The organism is Micromonospora sp. 15K316 (assembly GCF_004348525.1).
Taxonomy (GTDB): domain Bacteria; phylum Actinomycetota; class Actinomycetes; order Mycobacteriales; family Micromonosporaceae; genus Micromonospora.
In genome coordinates this window covers 99,306-121,030 of the sequence record NZ_SMKG01000004.1, presented here as the reverse complement: position 1 = coordinate 121,030, position 21,725 = coordinate 99,306, and the positions used below count along the sequence as shown (strand labels likewise).

15 protein-coding genes are annotated in these 21,725 nt (G+C 71.2%); 6 read left to right on the top strand and 9 right to left on the bottom strand.

Annotated features, from left to right (window positions below; genetic code table 11):
• Positions 1-1,357, top strand: a 1,357-nt coding sequence (locus E1211_RS02455; RefSeq protein WP_132344911.1) for a M28 family peptidase, incomplete at its 5' end; no start/stop codon positions are given.
• A gap of 241 nt (positions 1,358-1,598) precedes the next feature.
• Here E1211_RS02455 and E1211_RS02450 read toward each other — a convergent pair.
• Entirely contained in the window at positions 1,599-2,297 is a 699-nt protein-coding gene (locus E1211_RS02450; protein WP_132344909.1) for an SDR family oxidoreductase, read from the bottom strand.
• Positions 2,298-2,359: 62 nt separating this feature from the next.
• Positions 2,360-2,845, bottom strand: coding sequence for a helix-turn-helix domain-containing protein (locus E1211_RS02445; RefSeq protein ID WP_132344907.1), 486 nt, complete (start codon positions 2,843-2,845; stop codon positions 2,360-2,362).
• Positions 2,846-3,120: 275 nt separating this feature from the next.
• Between E1211_RS02445 and htpG the strand changes: the two genes are divergently transcribed.
• Positions 3,121-5,034, top strand: coding sequence for a molecular chaperone HtpG (htpG, locus tag E1211_RS02440; RefSeq protein WP_256371301.1), 1,914 nt, complete (start codon positions 3,121-3,123; stop codon positions 5,032-5,034).
• A gap of 70 nt (positions 5,035-5,104) precedes the next feature.
• Here the strand turns inward: htpG and E1211_RS02435 are convergent, their stop codons facing one another.
• Positions 5,105-6,223 (bottom strand): DUF4185 domain-containing protein, encoded by a 1,119-nt coding sequence (locus E1211_RS02435; RefSeq protein ID WP_132344902.1) that lies wholly within the window; start codon positions 6,221-6,223, stop codon positions 5,105-5,107.
• A gap of 901 nt (positions 6,224-7,124) precedes the next feature.
• Here E1211_RS02435 and E1211_RS02430 point away from each other — a divergent pair.
• The 4 genes from E1211_RS02430 to E1211_RS02415 all read left to right on the top strand — a co-directional run bounded on the left by E1211_RS02430 (position 7,125) and on the right by E1211_RS02415 (position 16,415).
• A complete protein-coding gene (locus E1211_RS02430) occupies positions 7,125-10,184 on the top strand; it encodes an OmpL47-type beta-barrel domain-containing protein (protein ID WP_132344900.1) in 3,060 nt (1,019 codons plus the stop codon).
• Between the two features lie 16 nt (positions 10,185-10,200).
• Positions 10,201-11,163, top strand: a complete 963-nt coding sequence (locus E1211_RS02425) for a sugar phosphate isomerase/epimerase (protein ID WP_132344898.1) — start codon at positions 10,201-10,203, stop codon at positions 11,161-11,163.
• Complete coding sequence (locus E1211_RS02420) at positions 11,160-12,338, top strand: multicopper oxidase domain-containing protein (RefSeq protein ID WP_132344896.1); 1,179 nt, start codon at positions 11,160-11,162, stop codon at positions 12,336-12,338. Before E1211_RS02425 ends, E1211_RS02420 begins: the two co-directional genes overlap by 4 nt.
• A gap of 99 nt (positions 12,339-12,437) precedes the next feature.
• On the top strand, positions 12,438-16,415 hold the full coding sequence (locus E1211_RS02415) for a ThuA domain-containing protein (RefSeq protein ID WP_207915173.1): 3,978 nt from the start codon (positions 12,438-12,440) through the stop codon (positions 16,413-16,415).
• Positions 16,416-16,505: 90 nt separating this feature from the next.
• Here E1211_RS02415 and E1211_RS02410 read toward each other — a convergent pair whose 3' ends face one another.
• The 6 genes from E1211_RS02410 to E1211_RS02385 form a co-directional block, all read right to left on the bottom strand.
• Positions 16,506-16,853, bottom strand: a complete 348-nt coding sequence (locus E1211_RS02410) for a hypothetical protein (protein ID WP_132344894.1) — start codon at positions 16,851-16,853, stop codon at positions 16,506-16,508.
• A 398-nt stretch (positions 16,854-17,251) separates the two neighbouring features.
• Complete coding sequence (locus E1211_RS02405) at positions 17,252-18,232, bottom strand: shikimate dehydrogenase (RefSeq protein WP_132344892.1); 981 nt, start codon at positions 18,230-18,232, stop codon at positions 17,252-17,254.
• A gap of 25 nt (positions 18,233-18,257) precedes the next feature.
• Positions 18,258-18,965, bottom strand: coding sequence for an N-acetylmannosamine-6-phosphate 2-epimerase (locus E1211_RS02400; protein WP_132344890.1), 708 nt, complete (start codon positions 18,963-18,965; stop codon positions 18,258-18,260).
• Between the two features lie 76 nt (positions 18,966-19,041).
• Positions 19,042-19,944, bottom strand: a complete 903-nt coding sequence (locus E1211_RS02395) for an ROK family protein (RefSeq protein WP_132344888.1) — start codon at positions 19,942-19,944, stop codon at positions 19,042-19,044.
• Positions 19,941-20,783, bottom strand: a complete 843-nt coding sequence (locus E1211_RS02390) for a carbohydrate ABC transporter permease (RefSeq protein ID WP_132344886.1) — start codon at positions 20,781-20,783, stop codon at positions 19,941-19,943. The genes E1211_RS02395 and E1211_RS02390 overlap by 4 nt, the downstream gene beginning before the upstream one ends.
• Positions 20,773-21,723, bottom strand: coding sequence for a carbohydrate ABC transporter permease (locus tag E1211_RS02385; protein ID WP_132344884.1), 951 nt, complete (start codon positions 21,721-21,723; stop codon positions 20,773-20,775). Before E1211_RS02385 ends, E1211_RS02390 begins: the two co-directional genes overlap by 11 nt.
• Positions 21,724-21,725 lie beyond the last annotated feature (2 nt).

The following is a 21,725-nucleotide window of genomic DNA, read 5'->3' as shown; positions in this document are numbered from 1 at the left end:
GGCCGCCGTCGTGCCCGCCGCGCCTGGCGCGCGGGCCGCCGTGGCGCTGGCCGCGCCGGACATCTCCATCGCCAACGTGCAGGCGCACCTGACCCAGTTCAGCAGCATCGCGAGCAGTAACGGTGGCAACCGGCGGGCGGGCTCCGCCGGTTACACCGCCTCGGTCGCGTACGTGAAGACCCGCCTCCAGGCGGCCGGTTACACCGTCACCGAGCAGCGCTGCACGTCCTGCACGTACCCGTCGAACAATCTGATCGCCGAGTGGCCGGGCGGCCCCGCCGACCAGGTGGTCATGTTCGGGGCGCACCTCGACGGTGTCTCCGCCGGACCGGGCATCAACGACAACGCCTCCGGATCCGCGGCGCTGCTGGAGAACGCGCTGGTGCTCGCCGCGCAGGACCCGACGATGACGAAGCGGGTGCGGTTCGCCTGGTGGACCGACGAGGAGCAGGGGCTCAACGGCTCCCGTTTCTACGTCAACTCGTTGAGCGCGACGCAGCGCGGCTACATCAAGGGTTACTACAACTTCGACATGGTGGGCTCGACCAACGGCGGCTACTTCGTCAACCGGCTCACCTCCACCACGGCGGCGCCGTTGAAGGCGTACTGGGACTCGCTGGGATTGCGGCCGGAGGAGAACGTCGAGGGTCAGGGCCGCTCCGACGACTACCCGTTCCAGCAGGCCGGCATCCCCACCTCGGGGTACGCCGCCGGCGCCAGTGCCCGCAAGACCAGCGCCCAGGCCACGAAGTGGGGCGGCACGGCCAACGCCGCGTACGACCCGTGCTACCACCGCTCCTGCGACACCACCGCCAACATCAGCGCGACGGTCCTCAACCGGGCCGCGGACGGCATCGCGTACGCGCTCTGGCAGCTCGCGGTCGGTGACGGCACCGGCGGCTGCTCCGGCGGGCAGGTGGTCACCAACGGCGGCTTCGAGAACGGCAGCAGCCCGTGGACTGCGACCTCCGGGGTGATCACCAGTTCGAGCGGCCAGCCCGCCCGCACCGGCACCTGGAAGGCCTGGCTCAACGGGCGCGGCCGGACCAGTACCCACACTCTCGCGCAGACCGTGACGCTGCCGGCCGGCTGCACGACAGCCACGCTGGCGTTCTGGCTGCACATCGACACCGCCGAGACGACCGGTACGACCGCGTACGACCGGCTCACCGTGCGGCTCGGCAGCACCACGCTGGCGACCTGGTCCAACCTCAACGCTGCCCCCGGCTACCTCCAGCGCACCCTCGACGTCGGCGGGTACGCCGGACAGACGGTGACGTTGACGTTCACCGGCACCGAGGACTCCTCGTTGCAGACCAGCTTCGTGGTCGACGACGTGACGCTCCAGGTGGGCTGAGCCGGCTGGAGAGCCAGTGGCAGCAGGCCGCCGACGGCACGGTGACGTACCGCCACCTGGCCGTCTCCGGCGAGCGGGGCGGGGCCGACGCGGGCGACTTTGGCGGCGGTCCGCGGCCACCCGGACACGACGTGCCCCCCGCCGGGACGCCGCGAGCGAGCGGGCGCGGACCAGGTCCGCACCCGCTCGCTCCTGCTGCACGACCGGTACCGTCCGGCGGCGTCCGAGCGGGTGTTCGCCGTCAGGGCAGCTGCGGGTAGAGCGCGGCGACGCCGCCGGAGAGGCCGGCCTGAACCTGCCGGCTGATGTCGTCGGCGACGATCTCGTACGCGTCCGCCTCGATGGCGTCGATGGTGATCCGCGCGATGTCGGCCGGATCGGACTTCGGTGCGGTGATGTGTGCCGTCATGTCGGTGTCCATGTAGCCGACGTGCAGGCCGGCGACCCGGATGTTCCGCTCGGCGAGCGGGCCGCGCACGGCGTTGGTCAGCGCCCACTCGGCCGCCTTGCCGGCGTTGTACGCGCCGCTGCCCGCCGGGTGCAGCCAGGAGAGCACGGAGTGGACGTTCAGGATCGCGCCGCCGCCGTTGGTGGCGATGACCGGCGTGAACGCCCGGACCATCGACAGGGTGCCGAAGAAGTGGGTCTCCATCTCCAGCCGGATCAGATCCAGGTCGCCGTCGAGCAGGTCCGCGCCGGTACCGGAGCCGGCGTTGTTGATCAGCAGGTTGACGTCGCGGGCGAGCTCGGCGGCGGCGGCTACCGAGGCGGGGTCGGTGATGTCGAGCCGGACCGGGGTGACGCCGGGCAGGTCGATGCTCTCCGGGTTGCGGGCCCCGGCGTAGACGGTGGCGCCGCGGGAGAGGAGTTCGGCGGCGAGGTGCCGGCCGAAGCCCCGGTTGGCGCCGGTGACGAGGGCGGTGCTTCCGGCGATTTTCATACGGTTACTCCTCGAGCATCTGGTGGAAGTTGGGCGGGGCGGCGTGGGCGCCGCCCCGGAGGTCATTCGGCGTCGGCGCGGAGCAGGCCCGGTCCGGGGAGTACGTCCAGCTCGTCGGGCTCGACGTCGTGCCCGCCGGCGCACCGGAGCACGGCGTGCACCTCCGCACCGCAGTCGTGGTGCGCGATCCGCACCGACGGTCCGGCGGCGTCGGCCGCCCAGGTGTCGCCCCACTGCCGGAGCGCGACCAGTACGGGGACCAGCTGCGCGCCCTTGTCGGTCAGGACGTACTCGTCGCGGGTGCGCTTCCCGGGTTCCCGGTAGGGACGCCGTTCGAGCAGCCCGTCGGCGACGAGCTGCTTGAGCCGGGCGGCGGCGACCGGCTCGCTGATGCCCACCCGGGTGGCGAAGTCGTCGAACCGTCGGGTACCGAGGGACGCCTCGCGCAGCAGCAGGAGCGTCGAGCGGTTGCCCACCACGTCGAGCGCGCGGGCGATCGAGCAGTTGGTCATCAGCCAGGCGTCCCGGTTGGCGAGGAGATCCGTCATGCCGGTCACGCTACCAAGGCTGGCTTAGGTTTAGCAAAGTCAGATACGTCACGCCGGAGCTCGGCGGCGCCGGGAATACCCGCCGAGCATCACCACCCGCCGCCCGAACCAGGCCCGCACCGGCGGGGCCAGCCACCGCCGGCGGCGCCACGGCGCTGCCGCGATCCGTCCGCGCCGTCCGGGAGGCGGGGCGGAGGGTGGGACACCGGCACGAACACCGCGTGACGGTCCGTATCCTGTGCCCGAAACCTGATATGAGGCAGAAGGGAGACGGCGTGGCCAGCCAGGTCGAGACGTTGGAGTTCCAAGCCGAGGCGCGTCAGCTGCTGCAGCTGATGGTTCACTCGATCTACTCGAACAAGGACGTCTTCCTCCGCGAGCTCATCTCGAACGCCTCGGACGCGCTGGACAAGCTGCGGCTCGCCGCCCAGGTCGACAAGGACCTCGACGTCGACACCTCCGACCTGCACATCGAGATCGAGGTCGACCGGGACGCGCGCACCCTGACGGTCCGGGACAACGGCGTCGGGATGACCCGCGACGAGGTGGTCTTGGTGATCGGCACCATCGCCAAGTCGGGCACCGCCGAGCTGCTGCGTACGCTGCGGGAGTCCGCCGACGCCGCCGCCTCGCAGGAGCTCATCGGGCAGTTCGGCGTCGGCTTCTACGCCGCGTTCATGGTCGCCGACCGGGTGGAGCTGCTCACCCGTAGGGCCGGTGAGTCGGGCGGGACGCGCTGGTCGTCCACCGGTGAGGGCACCTACTCGATCGAGGCGGTCGACGCGGCCCCGCAGGGCACCTCGGTCACGCTGCACCTCAAGCCGGCCGACACCGAGGACAGCCTGCACGACTACACGGCCGAGTGGACGATCCGCGAGATCGTCAAGCGATACTCCGACTTCATCGCCTGGCCCATCCGCATGACCGTCGAGCGGCCGGGCGAGGAGGGCGCGACCACGCGCGAGGAGCAGACGCTCAACTCGATGAAGGCCCTCTGGGCGCGTTCCCGTGACGAGGTCGACCAGGCCGAGTACCACGAGTTCTACAAGCACGTCGCGCACGACTGGGCCGATCCGCTGGAGATCGTGCACATGAGGGGCGAGGGCACCTTCGAGTACGAGGCGCTGCTCTTCATCCCGGCCCACGCGCCCCTGGACCTCTTCGCACCGCAGGGTCGTCGTGGTGTCCAGCTGTACGTCAAGCGGGTGTTCATCATGGACGACTGCGAGGCGCTGATGCCCGGCTACCTGCGCTTCGTCAAGGGCGTGGTGGACGCGCACGATCTGTCGTTGAACATCTCCCGGGAGATCCTGCAGCAGGACCGGCAGATCCAGGTCGTCCGGCGGCGCCTGGTCAAGAAGATCCTCGCCACCGTGAAGGACCTGAAGGCCAACCACGCCGAGCGGTACCGCACGTTCTGGAGCGAGTTCGGCGCGGTCGTCAAGGAGGGCCTCATCGACGACGCGGAGAACCGGGACACGTTGCTGGAGTTGGTCAGCGCGGCCTCCACGCATGACTCGGCCGAGCCGACCGACCTGCGCGGTTACGTCGAGCGAATGAAGGACGGGCAGGGGGAGATCTGGTACGCCACCGGCGACTCCCGCGCGATGCTGGAGAACTCCCCGCACATGGAGGCGTTCCGGGCCAGGGGCCTCGAGGTGCTGCTGCTCACCGACCCGGTCGACGAGGTGTGGGTGGAGCGGGTCGGCGAGTACGACGGCAAGCCTCTGCGCTCGATCGCCAAGGGCGAGGTAGACCTGGACACCGACGACGAGCGCCAGCAGGCGGAGGCGGAGCGGGAGCAGCAGCGCAAGGAGCACGCCGAGCTGGTGGCCTGGATGAGCGGCGCGCTCGCCGACGAGGTGAGGGAGGTGCGGCTCTCCTCCCGGCTGACCACCTCGCCGGCCTGCGTCGTCGGTGACGCGCACGACCTGACCCCGACGCTGGAGAAGATGTACCGGGCGATGGGGCACGAGGTGCCGTCGGTCAAGCGGATCCTCGAGCTGAACCCGGGGCACCCGCTCGTCGCCGGGCTGCGCAAGGCGTACGAGCAGGGCGGCGACCAGGCCGAGCTGCGGGAGACCGCCGAGCTGCTGTACGGGATGGCCCTGCTCGCCGAGGGCGGCGAGCTCGCCGACCCGTCCCGGTTCACCCGGCTGCTCGCCGACCGGCTCTCCCGCGCCCTCTGAGAGACCGCCGGCCGGTCGGCGGTGCGCCCCGCGTGGGCGTGTCGCCGACCGGTGGCGGCGGGGAGCCTGGCTAGACCGAGCCGGCGAACTGGCTCATGTGGTAGGCGGTGCTGCGCCCGTCGAGTGTCCGGGTCCACTTCGACACCATCAGGTGCAGGTCGTTGGGTTGCCGGCTCGACCAGGGGTGGATGAAGCCACCGTAGAGGCCGGGCTCCTGCCAGGAGGTGACCTGAATCTTCTCGGCGGTCCAGACCTGGTCCGGCCCGGCGGCGGTGCGGGTGACGATGCAGCCGTTGGCGCAGTTCAGGTAGGACATCACCCAGGTGCCGTCGGTGAGTCGGCGGACGGAGGGCTCGCCGAAGCGGCCGGTCAGGATGGGGGTGCACGGGCGGCCCCAGCCCCAGTTGCTGCCGTTCCACCCCCACCCCTCGTACGACTCGGGCTGGAAGAGCCGGTCCCAGCGGACGCGGCGCAGCATCATCGGGCCGTCCTGCCGGCCGGCGCGGACCGAGAAGACGTAGACCCAGTCACCGTCGCGCTGCATGGTCCACATCTGGAACGGGTCGGTGTTGCCGGCGTTGTTCCACCACTTCAGGGGCGTACGGACGAAGTCGTTGCCGTTGTCGCTGTACGCCAGGCCGGCGTAGCGCGACCGCCAGTGCGGGCCGGCGGGGCCGGCGGAGTTCCAGTTCTCGATGCTCATGTACGAGATGAGCTGCCGCCCGGTCTCCGGGAAGCTGATGCCGTCGTTGGGGATGACCGTCACCTCCCAGAGGCCGTCGATCCCGATGCCGTTGTGGCCGTTGTGCATCAGCTCCGGTGCGCGGCCGTTGCCGGCGACCCGGGCCGCGCTGTCGAAGACCACTCCGCCGGCCGCTCCCGGGTGGACGTTGGAGCGCAGCATCACCGGTGACCGCCAGTCGTTGGGCAGCGGCGGGCCCTCCGGCCACGGGGTGTTGAAGGTGTCGCCGAAGAGGTAGCCGATGGAGCCGTTCTCCAGCACGTAGGGGATGCCGAGGTCGGTGCCGGCGACCTGCCACCGGCTGTTGGTGTCGAGGTCGGCGCCGGTGAGGCGCTTCTTCCAGGTGGCCGCCCGGGCCTCGCCGGTGAGGGCGAGCGTCGGGGCGACGGCGGCGGCCGCGCCGACGGTTCCCGTCCGGATGAGGAAGGACCGACGATTCAGCGCCATGCCTGCCCTCCCTGGTTCCGCCGGTCGGGCGACGGTGACGGTCGTTGCCCGGCCGGTGCGACGTACCCCCGAAGTCAAGTCCCGACCGTCGAGGCATGTCAATACCTCTCCCGCGTGGAGCGTCGCCGTGCCCGGCCGGTGGGCCTCGGGCGGGCTCGCCGCGGTGGCCGCGACCCCGCGTCGCCTGCCCTCCGTCGCTGCCCGTCTTCCCTGGTCAACCGGGTTCGGTGCGGGCACTCTGGGATGTCCTCTGAGGACTGACGCGACACCTGTGCTGTTCGTGGCGGGCCGCGCGACGGTGACTTTCGTTTGTTTGTAGGAAAGTCCAGCCGGGGGCAACGAAAGCTCTGGACACGTTCGGGCCAAGTTAGTAGTGTCGGGAGCCATCGATATGTTTCAGCGAGATGAACCGGCCGCGCGGTGAATCTCGTACGGTGACCCCGGGTGGCGCAGCACGTCCGGTGGTCACCGGCCCGGCCAGGGACGACACCCCGGGTCGGCGTGCGCCCTGCGACCCGGCGCTGCGAAGTGCCGAGGGCGTAACCGATTCGCTCCCGATGCCCGCCTCGCGAGCTCCGAGGCGGCCCGACCACCCGTTCAGCTCCGTGCTGAACCCTGCCCGGTGACTCGGGTGATCCGGCTCGCCCGCCTCGATCGGGCGGGCTCCAACCTCACACAGGACGACCGTGGCGCCGCCACGGCCGGGGATTCCGTGCGGCCAAGGAGGGGGCCCACGGTACCGCCGAACGGCGACATATCTGGACAAGAGGTGACCTGACATCGGCGGGGGATGCCTGGCCCCGCCGATGCGCGCCTCGGACCTGGGAGAGAGGCATCGATGAAAGGCTACTCACCCCCTGGCCGGCTCCGGGCGGGCCGGCTCCGGAGATCGATCGCGGCCGTGGCGACGGCCGCACTCGTCTGGTTGACCGCAGGAGTCGTGGCGGTGCCGGCGAGCGCGAAGCCGGTCGACACGGAACCGCCGACCGCCCCGGCGGCGGCCCAGCCCCGCCAGATGCAGGCCCAGGTGCTGACCTGGACCGCCGGCGACGACTTCCTGGCCTACCGCTCCGCGCCCACCACGGCGGTGGCCGGCCCGGCGACGCTCGTCTTCGAGAACAGCGCCGCGACCGGCAACACCACCGGCATGCAGCACACCCTGACCTTCGACACCGGCAACCCGGCGTACAACGACGACGTCGACGTGAACATCCTGGCCGATCCGAACGACGCCAACGGCGGTCGGTGGAGCGTGGACGTGGTGCTCTCTCCGGGCACCTACCGGTATTTCTGCGCGATCCCCGGCCACGGCAGCATGACCGGTCTCCTGGTCGTCAGCGACGGGGGCTCGGACACCACGGCGCCGACCGTGACCGCTGAGGTCACCGGCGAGCAGGACGACAACGGCGCGTACGTGGGCAGCGCCACCGTGAACCTCTCGGCGACGGACAGCGGCTCGGGCGTCGACAAGGTCGAGTACTCGCTGGACGGCGGTCCGTACGGCGTCTACTCGGCGCCGGTGACGGTGAGCCAGCCGGGCGCGCACACGGTCAGCTACCGGGCCACCGACAACGCGGGCAACACCTCGGAGGTGAAGACCGCGTCGTTCACCGTGGCCGAGCCCCAGTCGGACGACACCACCGCCCCCACCGCGACCGCCTCCGTGGCCGGTCAGCAGAACGCCGAGGGCGCGTACGTGGGCAGCGCGACGGTGACCGTGTCGGCGACCGACAGCGAGTCGGGTGTCGACACGATCGAGTACTCGCTCGACGGCGGCGCGTACGCCGTCTACTCCGCGCCGGTGAGCGTGAACACGGTGGGTCAGCACACGGTCAACTACCGCGCCACCGACAAGGCCGGCAACACCTCGGCGCCGCAGTCGGTGTCGTTCACCGTTGTCGCGCCGCAGGTCGAGGACACCACCGCGCCGACCACGGCCGCGATGCTGCACGGCGAGCAGAACGGCGACGGCGCGTACGTGGGCAGCGTCATGGTGATGCTGTCGGCGACCGACGCCGAATCGGGTGTCGACACCATCGAGTACTCGCTCGACGGGCAGCCGTACGCCGTCTACTCGGCGCCGGTGACGGTGGACCAGCCGGGCGCGCACGCGGTCAGCTACCGCGCGACCGACAAGGCGGGCAACACCTCCGACGTGAAGACGGAGTCGTTCACCGTGGCCGAGGCCGAGCCGGACGACACCACCGCCCCCACCGCGACCGCCTCGGTGACCGGTCAGCAGAACACCGAGGGCGCGTACGTGGGCAGCGCGACGGTGACCGTGTCGGCGACCGACAGCGAGTCGGGTGTCGACACGATCGAGTACTCGCTCGACGGCGGCGCGTACGCCGTCTACTCCGCGCCGGTGAGCGTGAACACGGTGGGTCAGCACACGGTCAACTACCGCGCCACCGACAAGGCCGGCAACACCTCGGCCGTGCGGTCGGTGTCGTTCACCGTGGCGGCGGCCCCGCCGCAGGACACCACCGCACCCACCACCTCCGCCGTCCTGCACGGTCAGAAGAACGCCGAGGGAGCGTTCGTCAGCAGCGCCACGGTGGTGGTGACGGCGACCGACACCGGATCGGGTGTCGACCGGATCGAGTACTCGCTCGACGGGCAGCCGTACGCCGCCTACACGGCGCCGGTGACCGTGAACCAGCCGGGCGCGCACGCGGTCAACTACCGGGCCACCGACAAGGCGGGCAACACCTCGGCGGTGAAGACGGTCTCCTTCACGGTGGTCGCGCCCCCGTCGGACGACACCACCGCGCCGATCGTGACCGCGTCGGTGACCGGCCAGGTCGACGACGAGGGCGCCTACCTCGGCAGCGCCAGCGTGACGCTCTTCGCCTTCGACAGCGGCACCGGCGTCGACCGGATCGAGTACGCCCTCGACGGCGACGAGTACCTCCGCTACACCCGCCCGATCACCATCGACGAGCCGGGCGAGTACACGCTCAGCTTCCGGGCCACCGACAAGGTCGGCAACACCTCCGGCACCGGTTCGCTCACCTTCACCGTGATCGGGAACGGGTCCGGTGCGAACTGCCTGGTGCCCGACACCCGGGCGACGGTCTGGTTCGGCACGCTCGACAGCGGCGTACCCAACCGGCCGGTCTACGGCGAGTGCACGATCAACAACCTCTTCGAGGGGCAGCGGACCTGGATCGACCACGCCGAGTTCGTCGCGCACGTCAAGGTGGTCGCCGAGCACCTGGTCCACCTCGAGGTGCTCACCAAGAAGCAGCGCACCCAGCTCGTCGACGCGGCCCGCAGCTCGGGTGTCGGCAAGCCGGAGGCCAGGAGCGGGTACCAGCCGCTGCTCGACTCCAGCAAGGCGTCGTTCAACCGGTGGGAGCACGTCGGTGGAGGCGGTTTCCTCCGTAACGCCGACGGATCGATCACCAGCAAGGCCGTGCCGGGCATGGGCATGCTCTGGTTCCCGGAGCAGACGTACGGGGACTTCTCACTGAAGCTCCAGTGGCGTGACGACGCGCCGGGCGACGGTCGCGCCAACAGCGGCGTCTTCGCCCGCTTCCCGCAGGTGCACGACCACCCCGACGAGTCCCGGCCGGAGTGGGTGGCCATCAAGTACGGCCACGAGCTGCAGATCTACGACCGGCCCGACGGCGACCAGTACAAGTCCGGCTCGGTGTACGGCTTCGACCAGGTCGACCTCTCCGGCGCCCGGGTCACGCCCAAGGGCACCTGGAACGACTACGAGATCCGGGTGGTCGGCCAGCACTGGTCGATCTTCCGCAACGGCGAGCTGATCAACGAGTACGTCAACACTCCGGACGCCGTCTTCAGCCCGCCCCGATCGGACGACCCGGGCGGGGCCGGACGGCAGAGCGCCAGCGGCTACATCGGCCTGCAGAACCACGGCGAGGGTGACGTGGTCAGCTTCCGCAACGTCCGGATCGCCCCGTTGACCCCGGCCGCTGCCCCCGGTAACTGAGCGAAGGGAACCACCAATGGCAAAGCAGAAGATCGATCGTCGAGCCCTGCTCCGTGGTCTCGCCGGCACCACCATGGCCGTCGGCGCGGCGAGCCTCACCGGCGCCCTCCCCGCCGACGCGGCGGGCGGCCGGCCCCGGCTGATCCCGCAGGGGCACATGGGCATCCAGCTCTACAGCGTCCGGGACAAGATCAACGAGTTCGGGTTCGCGTACGTCTTCGACGAGCTGTCCCGGATCGGCTACCGGGAGGTCGAGTTCGCCGGCTACACCCAGGGTGACGTCGGCACCATCACCCCGCAGCAGATCCGCCGGCTGCTCGACGTCAACGGGCTCAAGGCGGTCGGCAGCCACCGTGGCCTGCGCGACTTCCGGACCAACCTCGAACAGGAACTCGACATCGCCGAGACCCTCGGCATGCCCAACATCGGCACGGCCGAGGCGCCCACCGGCGACCGCACCATCGCGGGCTACCAGAGGGCGGCGGAGGAGTTCAACACCTGGGGCGCCGCCGCGACCGCCCGCGGCCTCAAGCTCTACCAGCACAACCACACCATCGAGTTCAGCTTCGCCACCGACCGCCCGGACGTCCGGCTCTACGATCTCTTCCTGGAGCTCACCGACCCGCGGTTCGTGTACCTGGAGATGGACATCCTCTGGGCGTACGGCGGGGCCCGCAAGTACCCCGGCTTCCGGCCCGTCGACTACGTCAACGCCCACCCGGAGCGGTTCCCGATGTTCCACGTCAAGGACGGCGTCCCGCTGCCCGACCCGCAGCAGGGCAACTCCTACCTCGACGTCGAGTTCGGCGCCGGCGTCATCCCGTTCACCGAGTTCTTCGGCGAGCTGAAGAACCGGGGCCGGTTCGAGTACCTGTGGGAGCAGGACAGCGCGCCGAGCGCCCAGCCGAACCCGCCCGGCTCGCTCGGCGCCGCCGCCCGCAGCTACCGGCGGATGCGCAACCTGCGGGGGACCAAGTGACCGCCTCCGCGTGGCGGCTCACCGACGACGGACCGGCGCCGGAGCCCGCTGCGGCGCAGCCGGCCCGCTCCGGCTCCACCACCCGCCGGATGCTGGTGGTGGCCGCGATCGTGGTGCTGAGCCTCGTCGGCGCCGGCGGGTTCGCCGTCGCCGGTGGGGCCGCCGCCCTCCTCCCCGAACGGCCCGAGGGCTGCAACCAGCCGGACCGCAGCGTCCAGCTCTACGCGGTCGAGTTGCCCCGCGACGGCAACCAGATCCGCCTCGGCTACGGCCTCACCCCGGAGACGGCGTCCTATCCGGGCCCCACGATGGAGATGATCGAGGGGGAGTGCCTCGCCGTCACCCTGCACAACCAGGTGCCCGCCGCGACCCTGGAGCAGCTGCGCACCGACCCGACCCATCCGCTCGGAGTCTCGCTGCACGTGCACGGCGTGAAGTACACGCAGCTCTCCGACGGCACGGCGCAGAGTTTCTCGTACGTCCCGCCCGGCCAGTCGCGCACCTACACCTGGTACGCCAAGAAGCGCGACCGCACCGCCGGCACCCCCGGCACGGCCGGCTACTGGTGGTACCACGACCACGTGGTGGGTGGCCCACACGGGACCAAGGGCATCAGCTCCGGGCTCTTCGGCGGCCTGGTCGTGCGGCGCGTCGGGGATCCGAAGCCGGACCGCACCTACATGTCGGTCTTCGGGGATCAGCAGAGCATCAACCTGCGCCGCGGGGCGGCCGCCGACACCTGCGACCCGGTGAACCCGCAGCCCGGCCCGACCTGCATCGTCGCGAAGAAGGGGGAGCGGGTCGAGTTCATCGTGGTGGGCATCGGCAACGACATGCACACCTTCCACATCCACGGGCACTCGTGGGCGGACACCCGGACCGGGGTGGTGACCGGCACCAACGCCGAGGCCGACCAGGTGCCGACCGTCGACAACAAGACGGTTGGACCGGGTGACTCGTTCGGGGTCCAGATCATCGCCGGCGACTCGGTCGGTCCGGGTCACTGGATGATCCACTGCCACATGCAGTTCCACTCGGACGCCGGGATGTACACGACCATGCACGTCCTGGACGAGAACGGCAACATGCCGCCCGGCGGCGGCCACGAACACAGCGCGACCAGCAGCGGCGCGGCCCCGGCGGGCAGCGGCGCCGGAGTGCACCAGCACAAGTGATCGCCGACGGCGTGGGGTGACCCCCGATCCACTCCGGTGGCCACCCCACGCCCCGAACCCCGTCAACGCAGGTCCGCCTCAACCTGAGAAGGAGTCGAGATGGCTCACAGACGCCTCTGGCGCCGTACCGGCGTACCCCGCCGGCTCGGTGCCCTGGCCAGCGGTGCCGTGCTCGCGCTCGGCATGCTGAGCGTGCCCGCCAGCGCGGCGCCCACCCGCGCTCCCGCCGTCGACGCCGCAGCCGCCGCCTCGGTGCGGGTGCTGGTCTTCCACGGCCGTGCCGCCGAGCAGGACGACCCGGTCGGCCGGGCCGCCACCGCGATCAAGAAGCTGGGTCGGCAGAACGACTTCGCCGTCGACGTGTCCAACGACCCCAACGTGTTCAACGTCGACAACCTGGCCCGCTACCGGGGCGTGGTCTTCCTCTCCGCGAACGGCGTGACGCTCAGCGACGCCCAGGAGGCGGCCTTCCAGGCGTACGTGAAGGGCGGCGGCGGTTTCGTCGGCGTGCACGACGCGGTGCGCGCCCAGCCGGACTCCTCCTGGTTCACCGGACTGCTCGGCACCCGCCCGGCGGCCGGCCTGCCCAACGCCGAGAAGCCCGTCTCGGCCGCCGCCAGCGGGGAGAACCCGCCGAACGAGACCGCGGCGATGGCCATCGACGGGTCGACCAGCACCAAGTGGCTCGCCCGCACGACGACGGGGTGGCTCTCGGCGAAGCTCGCCGCGCCGGTGGTGGTCAGCCGGTACGCGCTGACCTCGGCGAACGACTTCCCGGGCCGGGACCCGAAGAACTGGACCCTGCAGGGTTCCCAGGACGGCACCAGCTGGACCGACCTGGACACCCGCAGCGACGAGACCTTCCCGCAGCGGTTCCAGACCAAGCAGTACAGCTTCACCAACACCACCGCCTACCAGCACTACCGGCTCAACATCACCGCGAACAGCGGGGAGCCGCTGATCCAGCTCGCCGAGCTGTGGCTCATCGGCCCGGACGCCGGGCCGACCCCGGACACCCAGGTGCAGGAGGCGGTGGTCGACTTCACCGACCGTCAGCACCCGGCGAACAAGGGTGCGCCGCTGACCGCGAAGCGGTCCGACCAGTGGATCAACTGGGATCCGAGCCCGGTCGGTCGGGTGCACACCGTCGCCCAGGTCGAGGAGGGCACCTACAACGCCGGCCTCAGTGGCAACGGCGCGTTCCACCCGATCTCGTGGTGCCAGGACTACGACGGCGGGCGGTCGTTCTACACCGGCATGGGCCGCACCGAGGCCAGCTGGACCACCGACACGCAGTTCCAGAACCACCTCGCCGGGGCCATCAAGTGGACCACCGGCATGGTGCGCGGCGACTGCCAGGCGACCATCGCCTCGAACTACCGCATCGAGCGGCTCACCGCCACGAACCAGCCCGGGCAGCTCGACCAGATCGGTGAGCCGCACGGGCTGACGATCGCGCCGGACGGCACGGTCTTCTACATCGGCAAGGCGGCCTGCGCCACCGGGCCGGTGGCCAGCTGGGACGACCCCAACGTGGGTCTCGGCTGCGGCACGATCCACCAGTGGGACCCGAAGACGAAGCAGGTCAAGCTGCTCACCACCCTCCGGGTGATGGGTAACCGGGGCAGCGGCAGCGAGCTGGTCAAGAACGAGGAGGGTCTGGTCGGCATCACGCTGGACCCGAAGTTCGCGCAGAACGGCTGGTTCTACGTCTACTGGATGCCGCACGAGTCGATCGACCGGGACCGGCGCATCGGCAAGCGGACCGTCTCGCGGTTCACCTACGACGCCGCGAACCAGACGATCGACCAGGCGACCCGCAAGGACCTGCTGAGCTGGGACACCCAGATCCACAGCTGCTGCCACGCCGGTGGCGGCATGACCTTCGACGAGTCCGGCAACCTCTACATCGGGTCCGGTGACAGCAACTCCTCCGGTGGCTCGGACGGCTACTCCGGCAACAACTGGACCCAGGACTACAAGGGTGTCTCGTTCCAGGACGCCCGCCGTACGGCCGGCAACACCAACGACCTCAACGGCAAGATCATCCGTATCCACCCCGAGGCGGACGGCACCTACACCATCCCCGAGGGCAACCTCTTCACCGGCCAGGAGGAGGGGGGCGGCAAGACCCGCCCGGAGATCTACGTGATGGGCGTGCGCAACATCGCCCGGATCGCCTGGGACCCGGTCAACGACTGGCTGACGGCCGCGTGGGTCGGCCCGGACGCGGGCGGCCCGAACCCGGAGCTCGGCCCGGCCAAGTACGAGACGGCCACGATCATCAAGTCCGCGGGCAACCAGGGCTGGCCGTACTGCATGGGTAACCGGCAGCCGTACCGGGACCGCAGCAACACCGACGCGAACGTGCTCACCGGCTGGTACGACTGCGACCACCCGAAGAACGAGTCGCCGCGCAACACCGGTCTGGTCAACCTGCCGCCGGTGCGGGACAACATGATCTGGTACTCGCCGCAGGGTGGCGGTCCGGTCTTCCCGAAGCGCACCGACGGCAGCGGCCTGCCGACGTACGAGCCGGGTGACGAGACCTTCACCGAGCCGTACCTCAAGGGCGGCGGCCAGGCCATCATGGACGGGCCGACCTACCAGCGGGAGAACGTCGACACCACCAGCGGTGTGGCGTGGCCGGAGTACTGGGACGACAAGTGGTTCATCGGTGACCAGTCGAACGCCAGCAACCGCATCGCGGTGACCGTCGACAAGAGCAAGGTCGACAGCCACGGCCCGCCGGCGTTCGCCGAGGACCTGCGCGCCATCATCCGCTCCGGCAGCGGTGGTACGCAGCTCCAGTCCTGGATGGACGCGAAGTTCGGGCCGGATGGCGCCCTCTACATGCTCGACTACGCGGGTGGCTTCTTCAGCCTGCACTCGAACCAGAAGCTGATCCGGATCGCCTACACCGGTGGTCCGGCCACGCCGAACCCGAGTGACGCCGGCGCGCGGGCCGTCGCCCAGAGCGACCCGAAGAACGTCCAGTTCTCCAGCGCCAAGGTCGGCGGTGTGGCCTGGGAGTGGAACTTCGGCGACGGCAGTCCGGCGTCGCGGGAGGCGAACCCCACCCACCGGTACGCCGGCTACGGCACCTACAACGTCACCCTCAAGGTGACCTACGCCAACGGGGAGGTGGCGGTCTCGGTCCTGCCGGTCAACGTCGGCTGCGCCGCACCTGACGCCCGGTCGACCGTACGGATGCTCGACACCGACACCGGTGTCCCCAACTACGCGGTCGGTGGCGGCTGCACCGTCAACGACCTCATCGACGACGAGCGCAACTGGGCCAACCACGCCCAGTTCGTCGGTCACGTCGAGGAGGTGGTCGCGCAGCTGCGGGCCGAGGGTGAGCTCGACAAGCAGGACGCGAACCGGTTGAACCGGGCCGCCCAGCGGTCGGAGGTCGGCACCACCGCCGGCTACCAGGCCATCTTCGACGGCTCCGCGCAGTCCCTCGTCGACTGGCGGCAGGCACCCAGCGGGTCGTTCTCGCTGCGCAGCGACGGCTCGATCCGCAGCTCGGGTGGTCTGGGCATGCTCTGGTACGCGGGCAAGGAGTACGGTGACTTCTCCGTCCGGATGAAGTTCCGGGACGTCTCCCCGGCCGGCACGTACGCCAACACCGGCGTCTTCGCCCGGTTCCCGGACCCGCGGCAACCGGTCGAGGAGCGGCCGGAGTGCGGCCGGACCGGTTCGGCGGCGGGTTCACCGGCGTGGGTGGCGATCTACTGCGGCCACGAGATCCAGATCTACGACGGACCGACGGGTGAGCCGCAGAAGACGGGTTCGATCTACAACTTCGACCCGAACACGCTGGACCAGGCGCGGGTGACCCCGAAGGGCCAGTGGAACGACTACGAGGTCCGGGTCGTCGGGCAGCACTACACGATCATCCGCAACGGCGTGGTGATCAACGAGTTCGACAACACCCCGGGCAAGAACTCGTCGCGCGCGGGCGACCCGCCCACGGACCTGCGGCAGTTCCTGAGTGGATTCATCGGATTGCAGAACCACGGCACCAACGACCTGATCGAGTTCCGTGACGTGAGGGTCCGCGAGCTGTAACTCCAGAGCGTGCCGGGTACGGAGGACCCACCCTCCGTACCCGGCACTGCTGTGTCCACGGCCGCACCCGGTGGCGGCCGGCCACGGCCGTCAGGCCTTGCGGGCCGTACGCCGGTTGCCGAACGACTCCATCGTGGTGGCCTTCTTCGCCGGCGCTCGGGTCGCGGAGGTGGTCCGGGTGCGGGCCGGCGCCTTCTTCGCCGCCTTCTTCGCGGCCGCCCGGGTGGCCGGCGCCTTCTTCGGTGGCGCGTTCTTCGCGGCGGCCGCCTTCGCGGTCGGCCTGCGGGTGGGCGTCGCCGTGGTGGCGGAGGTGTCCTTCTTCCGCGCGACGCGGGCCGTGGTGGTCGTGGGTTTCTCGCCGGGCGACTTGGCCGCGCTCGCGCCGGTCGCCCGTTTCGTGGCGGCGGTGACCTTCTTCGCCGCCGCCTTCCGGTTCATCGGTGCCTTCTTCGCCCCGGTGGCCTTGCGAGCCCCGGTCGGGCGGCTTCCCGCCGGGACGGAACTCCTGCCTGCGGTCATCCTCGCTCCTCCTCAGGTCTGCCCCGAATCCCCCGATGCCGGAGACCGGCCACGACAGGTCCCATCGGCGTGGTCGGCCGGGTCGGCCGCGTCTTCCCGCGACCCGGGCGGGCAAACGCCGGGTGCGCTGCGCCGCCGAAATGGTTAACCAAGTTCCTGACTATTGGCGCGTGACCTGGAAAGTTCGCCGGGCAGGGGCCGAGCACTCACTCGACTTCCGGGTCGACGCCCTCACCGCCGAGCTGGACGCGACCCGCACGGCCGGCTGACGTCGCGGTGCCGCGCGGCACGGACCGGCGGCGCCGGGGATGCCCGAATCACCGGGCCGGTCGGTCCCGGGCGGCCGCGTCGGCGAGCCGGGTGAGCAGGTCGCCGGTGAGCGGGATGCCCGCGATGGCCGTCAGCGCGGCCGCCCAGCCGGCGACGAAGTAGTCCCAGCCGTCGACGGCGTGGGCGCCCGCCTCCGCGGCCTGGCGCAGGAAGGTGAGGTCGCCCCGGTAGTTGAGGTCCCAGGCGACCTGGGCCGGGCCGAGCGGCGCCTTCTCGGTGAGCGGGCTGCCGGGGGAGTCCTTGCCGAGGCCGGTGGCGTTGACCACCAGCGCCGGGGTGGGCAGGCCCGCGAGCAGGGCGTCGCTCTCCCACGCGCTCCCGACGGTCACGTACGACACCCGCGACGCATCGATCCGCGCCCGGTCGGCCACCCGACGCAGCTCGGTCAGCGCCTCCGGGCGGGTGTCGGTGAACGTCACGTGGGCGGGCGCGTCGAGGCGAGCGCCGTCGCGGTCCGTCGCGCCCAGGTGCAGGGTGAGCAGCAGGGCGGTGGCGGCCCCGCCGGCGCCGAGGCAGAGGACGTTCAGGCCGGCGTGGCCACCGGCGCGGGCCGGCGGGAGCAGAGCGGGCAGGACGTGGCCCAGGGCCACCGGGTCCCGGGCGTAGCCGGTGACGCCGCCGTCCGCGGTCGCGAGGGCGTTGACCTCGTGGGTGAGGTCGACCAGCGGATCCGCGCCGCCGACGTCGGCGGCGCAGGCGCGGTACAGGCGCAGCTTGTGCGCGGTCACGACCGCGCCGCGCACCGCCGGGTTGTCCCGCATGACCTGGACCAGCCGCCGGTACGTCGCCTCCGGGGTGTCCGGTGGCAGGTCGACGCCGCGCAGGGTCCACGGCTGCCCCAGCACCGCGGCCCAGCGGTCGAAGACCGCGTGGACCCCGGACCCGCCGGTGTCGATCCCGACGAAGAGGATCAGCGGTGGTCCGGACCAGGCCGCCACCTCGTCGAGCGTCAGCACATGCCGGCCCACGGGCACCTCCAGCGATCGGGCGATCTCACCGATCGCCGAGGCTAGCGCCGGTCTCCTGCCCGAGGGCCGACACCAGGTGTCGGGTGAGCCACAGCGGCGAGGTGAGCGCGTTGCCGACCACCACGGCGTGGGCGCCGGCCGCGAAGGCCCGCCCGACCTGCTCGGCGTCCCGGTACCGCCCCTCCGCGAACACCGGCACCGGCACGCCGGCGGTGAGTTCGGCGACCAGCGCCAGATCCGGCCGCTCGGCGTGCGCGCTCGCCGCCGTGTAGCCGGACAGGGTGGTGGCGATCGCGTCGGCGCCGGCCTCGACCGCGGCCACCCCCTCCGCCAGGGTCGACACGTCGGCGAGGACCAGCGCGTCGGTCCGGTCCCGCAGCGCGCGGACGGTGTCGGCGAAGCCACGCCCGTCCGGGCGGGGGCGGTCCGTGGCGTCCACCGCGACGATCTGCGCGCCGGCCAGCGCCACCTCGACGGCGTGGGCGGCCGTCGGGGTGATGAAGACGTCGGCGGTGCCGTGCTTGTAGAGGCCGATCACGGGCACGTCCACGGCGGCGAGGATCGCTCGGACGTGGGCGGGTCCGTTGGCGCGGACCGCCACCGCGCCGCCGCGGACCACGGCGGCGGCCACCCGGGCCTGCACGTACGGGTCCCGCATGGGGTCGTCGGGATCGTCCGGCAGCGGCTGGCAGGACACCACGAGCCCGCCGGCCAGGTCGTCGAGCACGGTCACCTGTCTGTGTCTCCTTCTCGCCTCGTCCCGGACGGGTGGGTCGCCGGGCGGATGGTGGATTCGAGGGCCGCAGCCGTCACGTTTCCCTCGCCATGGCCAGCCGGGCCGCCCCGACGGCGACCGCGTCCTCGCCGAGAGCGGCGAGGCGCAGCGGCACGTCGGCCCAGGCCGGCGGCAGCTCGGCGGCGTAGGCGGCGGCCGCCGCGGGCAGCAGGGCCGCGGCCGCGCCACCGGCCAGCAGCACCACCGCCGGGTCGAGCAATGCCACCAGCCCGGCGAGGGCCGCGCCGAGCGCCACGCCGGCCCGCCCGAGCACCGCCCGGGCCGCCGGGTCACCGGCCGTGGCCCGCTCGGCCACCTCCCGTCCGGTGAGCGGTGTCCCGGTCTCGGCGGTGTAGGCGGCGGCCAGCCCGGTGCCGGAGGCGATCGCCTCCAGGTGCCCGTACCGGCCGCAGCCGCAGCGCAGCCGCTCGGCGCCCGGCGCGGGGAGGTGGCCCACCGCGCCGGCCGCGCCACGGGCGCCGGGGTCGATCCGGCCGTCGCGGAGCACTGCTCCGCCCAGTCCGGTGCCGACCGCGACGAGCAGCAGCTGACCGCTACCCCGGCCGGCGCCGGCCCAGCTCTCGCCGAGCGCGGCGGCGTGCACGTCGTTGCCGACGCGCACCCGGCGGCCGAGCCGTTCGGCCAGGGCGTCGGCGACCGGGGTGCCGGTCCAGCCCGGCAGGCTGTCGGTGGCGTACCGGATGACGCCGGTCGCCGGGTCGACGGTGCCCGCGGTGCCCACACCCACCGATCCGCCGCCGGACGCGGGCAGCAGTTCGGCGGCGAGCCGCGCGGCCGTGTCCAGCACCGCCTGCGCCCCGGAATGGGCGGGGGTGGACGCCCGCCGCCGGTCGTACACCGTGCCGTCCGAGCCGACGAGGGCGGCGACGGTCTTGGTGCCGCCGATGTCGACGCCCACCACGGCCGGGCCGGTCATCCCTTGAGACCGGTGTGCGCGAGACCCTCGACGAACTGCTTCTGCGCGATGACGAAGACCACGAGGACCGGCAACGCGGTCAGTGACGCCGCGGCCAGCTGCACGTTCCACATCGGGCCGCCGTACGCGTCGACGAACTGGGTGAGCGCCTGGGGCAGGGTGAACTTCTCCGGTGTGGAGAGGAAGACGATCGGCTCCAGGTAGAGGTTCCAGCTGTGCAGGAAGGTGAAGATCCCCACCGCGCCCAGGGCGGGCCGGGACAGCGGCAGGGCGACCTTCCAGAAGGTGGCGAAGCGGCCGAGCCCGTCGACCCGGGCCGCCTCCTCCAGCTCACCGGGGAGGCTGATGAAGAACTGCCGCATGATGAACGTCGCCAGCACGCTCGGGGCACCGAGGATCGGCACCAGGATGAGCGGCCAGTGGGTGTCGATCAGACCGAGCTTGAAGAACATCTGGAACAGCGGCACGATCGTGACCTCGCTCGGGATGAGCAGGCCGGCGAGGACGACCAGGAAGAGGACGTTCTGACCGCGGAACCGGATCCGGGCGAAGGCGTACCCGGAGAGCGCGGACACGGCGAGCGTGCCCACGGTGACCACCAGGGCGATGTAGAGGCTGTTCAGGTACTGTCGGCCGAACGGTTGGAGCTCGAAGACCCGCTGGTACGCGTCGAGCTGCGGGTGCACCGGCAGCAGCTGCGGCGGAAAGGCGAAGATGTCCGCCACCGGCTTCAGCGACGAGGTGACCATCCACCAGGTGGGGAAGACGAACGGGATCGCCAGCACCAGCAGCACTCCGTAGAGCACCAGCTTGGTCCGGGGTGACAGGTCACGACTCATGGAAGACCCACCTCTTGCGCATCTGCCACTGCAGCACGGTGAGCGCGAGGACGATGCCGAAGAGCAGGATCGACAGGGTCGCGCCGTAGCCGAAGTGATGGAACTGGAACGCCTGCTGGTACAGGTAGTAGACGAGCACGGTGGTGGAGGTGCCCGGCCCGCCCTGGGTGAGTACCGCGATCTGGGCGAAGACCTGCAACGAGCCGACCACGGTGATGATCGAGGTGAGCAGGATCGTCGGGCTGATCAGCGGCACGGTGATCCGCCAGAACTGCCGCATCCGGCTGGCGCCGTCGACCTCGGCGGCCTCGTACAGCTCGGCGGGTACGCCCTGCATGGCGGCCAGGAAGAGCACCATGTTCAGGCCGACGTTCTTGAACACCTGCACGACGATCACGGAGAGCATGGCGCTGCCCTCGCCGCGCAACCAGTTCGGTCCGTCCACGCCGATGGTGTCGAGCAGGCCGTTGACGCCGCCGTTGTCCTGCAACAGGAAGCCCCAGACGATGGTCCAGGCGACCAGCGAGACGACCACCGGGGAGAAGAAGATGGTGCGGAAGACGGTGGTGCCGCGCAGCTTCTGGTTGAGCAGGACGGCGAGCAGCAGCGCCAGGGCGAGGTTGAACACCACGAGGCCGACGGAGAAGAGGCCGGTGGCGCGCAGCACCGGGCCGAGGTTGGGGTCGTCGGCCAGCGCCGTGTAGTTGTCGGCGCCCACGAAGTCGAAGGTGCCGGCGAGGACGTTCCACTCGTGCAGGCTGTACCAGACGACCAGCACCAGCGGCAGGAGGACGAAGAGCAGGCTGCCCAGCAGCTGCGGGGCGATGAACAGGTAACCGGCGAGCTGGTCGCGGCGGCGGCTGGTCCACCACGGGCGCGACGTGTGGCCCGGGGTGGGCGGGGCCTGCGCCCCGCCCACCCGGATGTCCGTCTGGGACATGG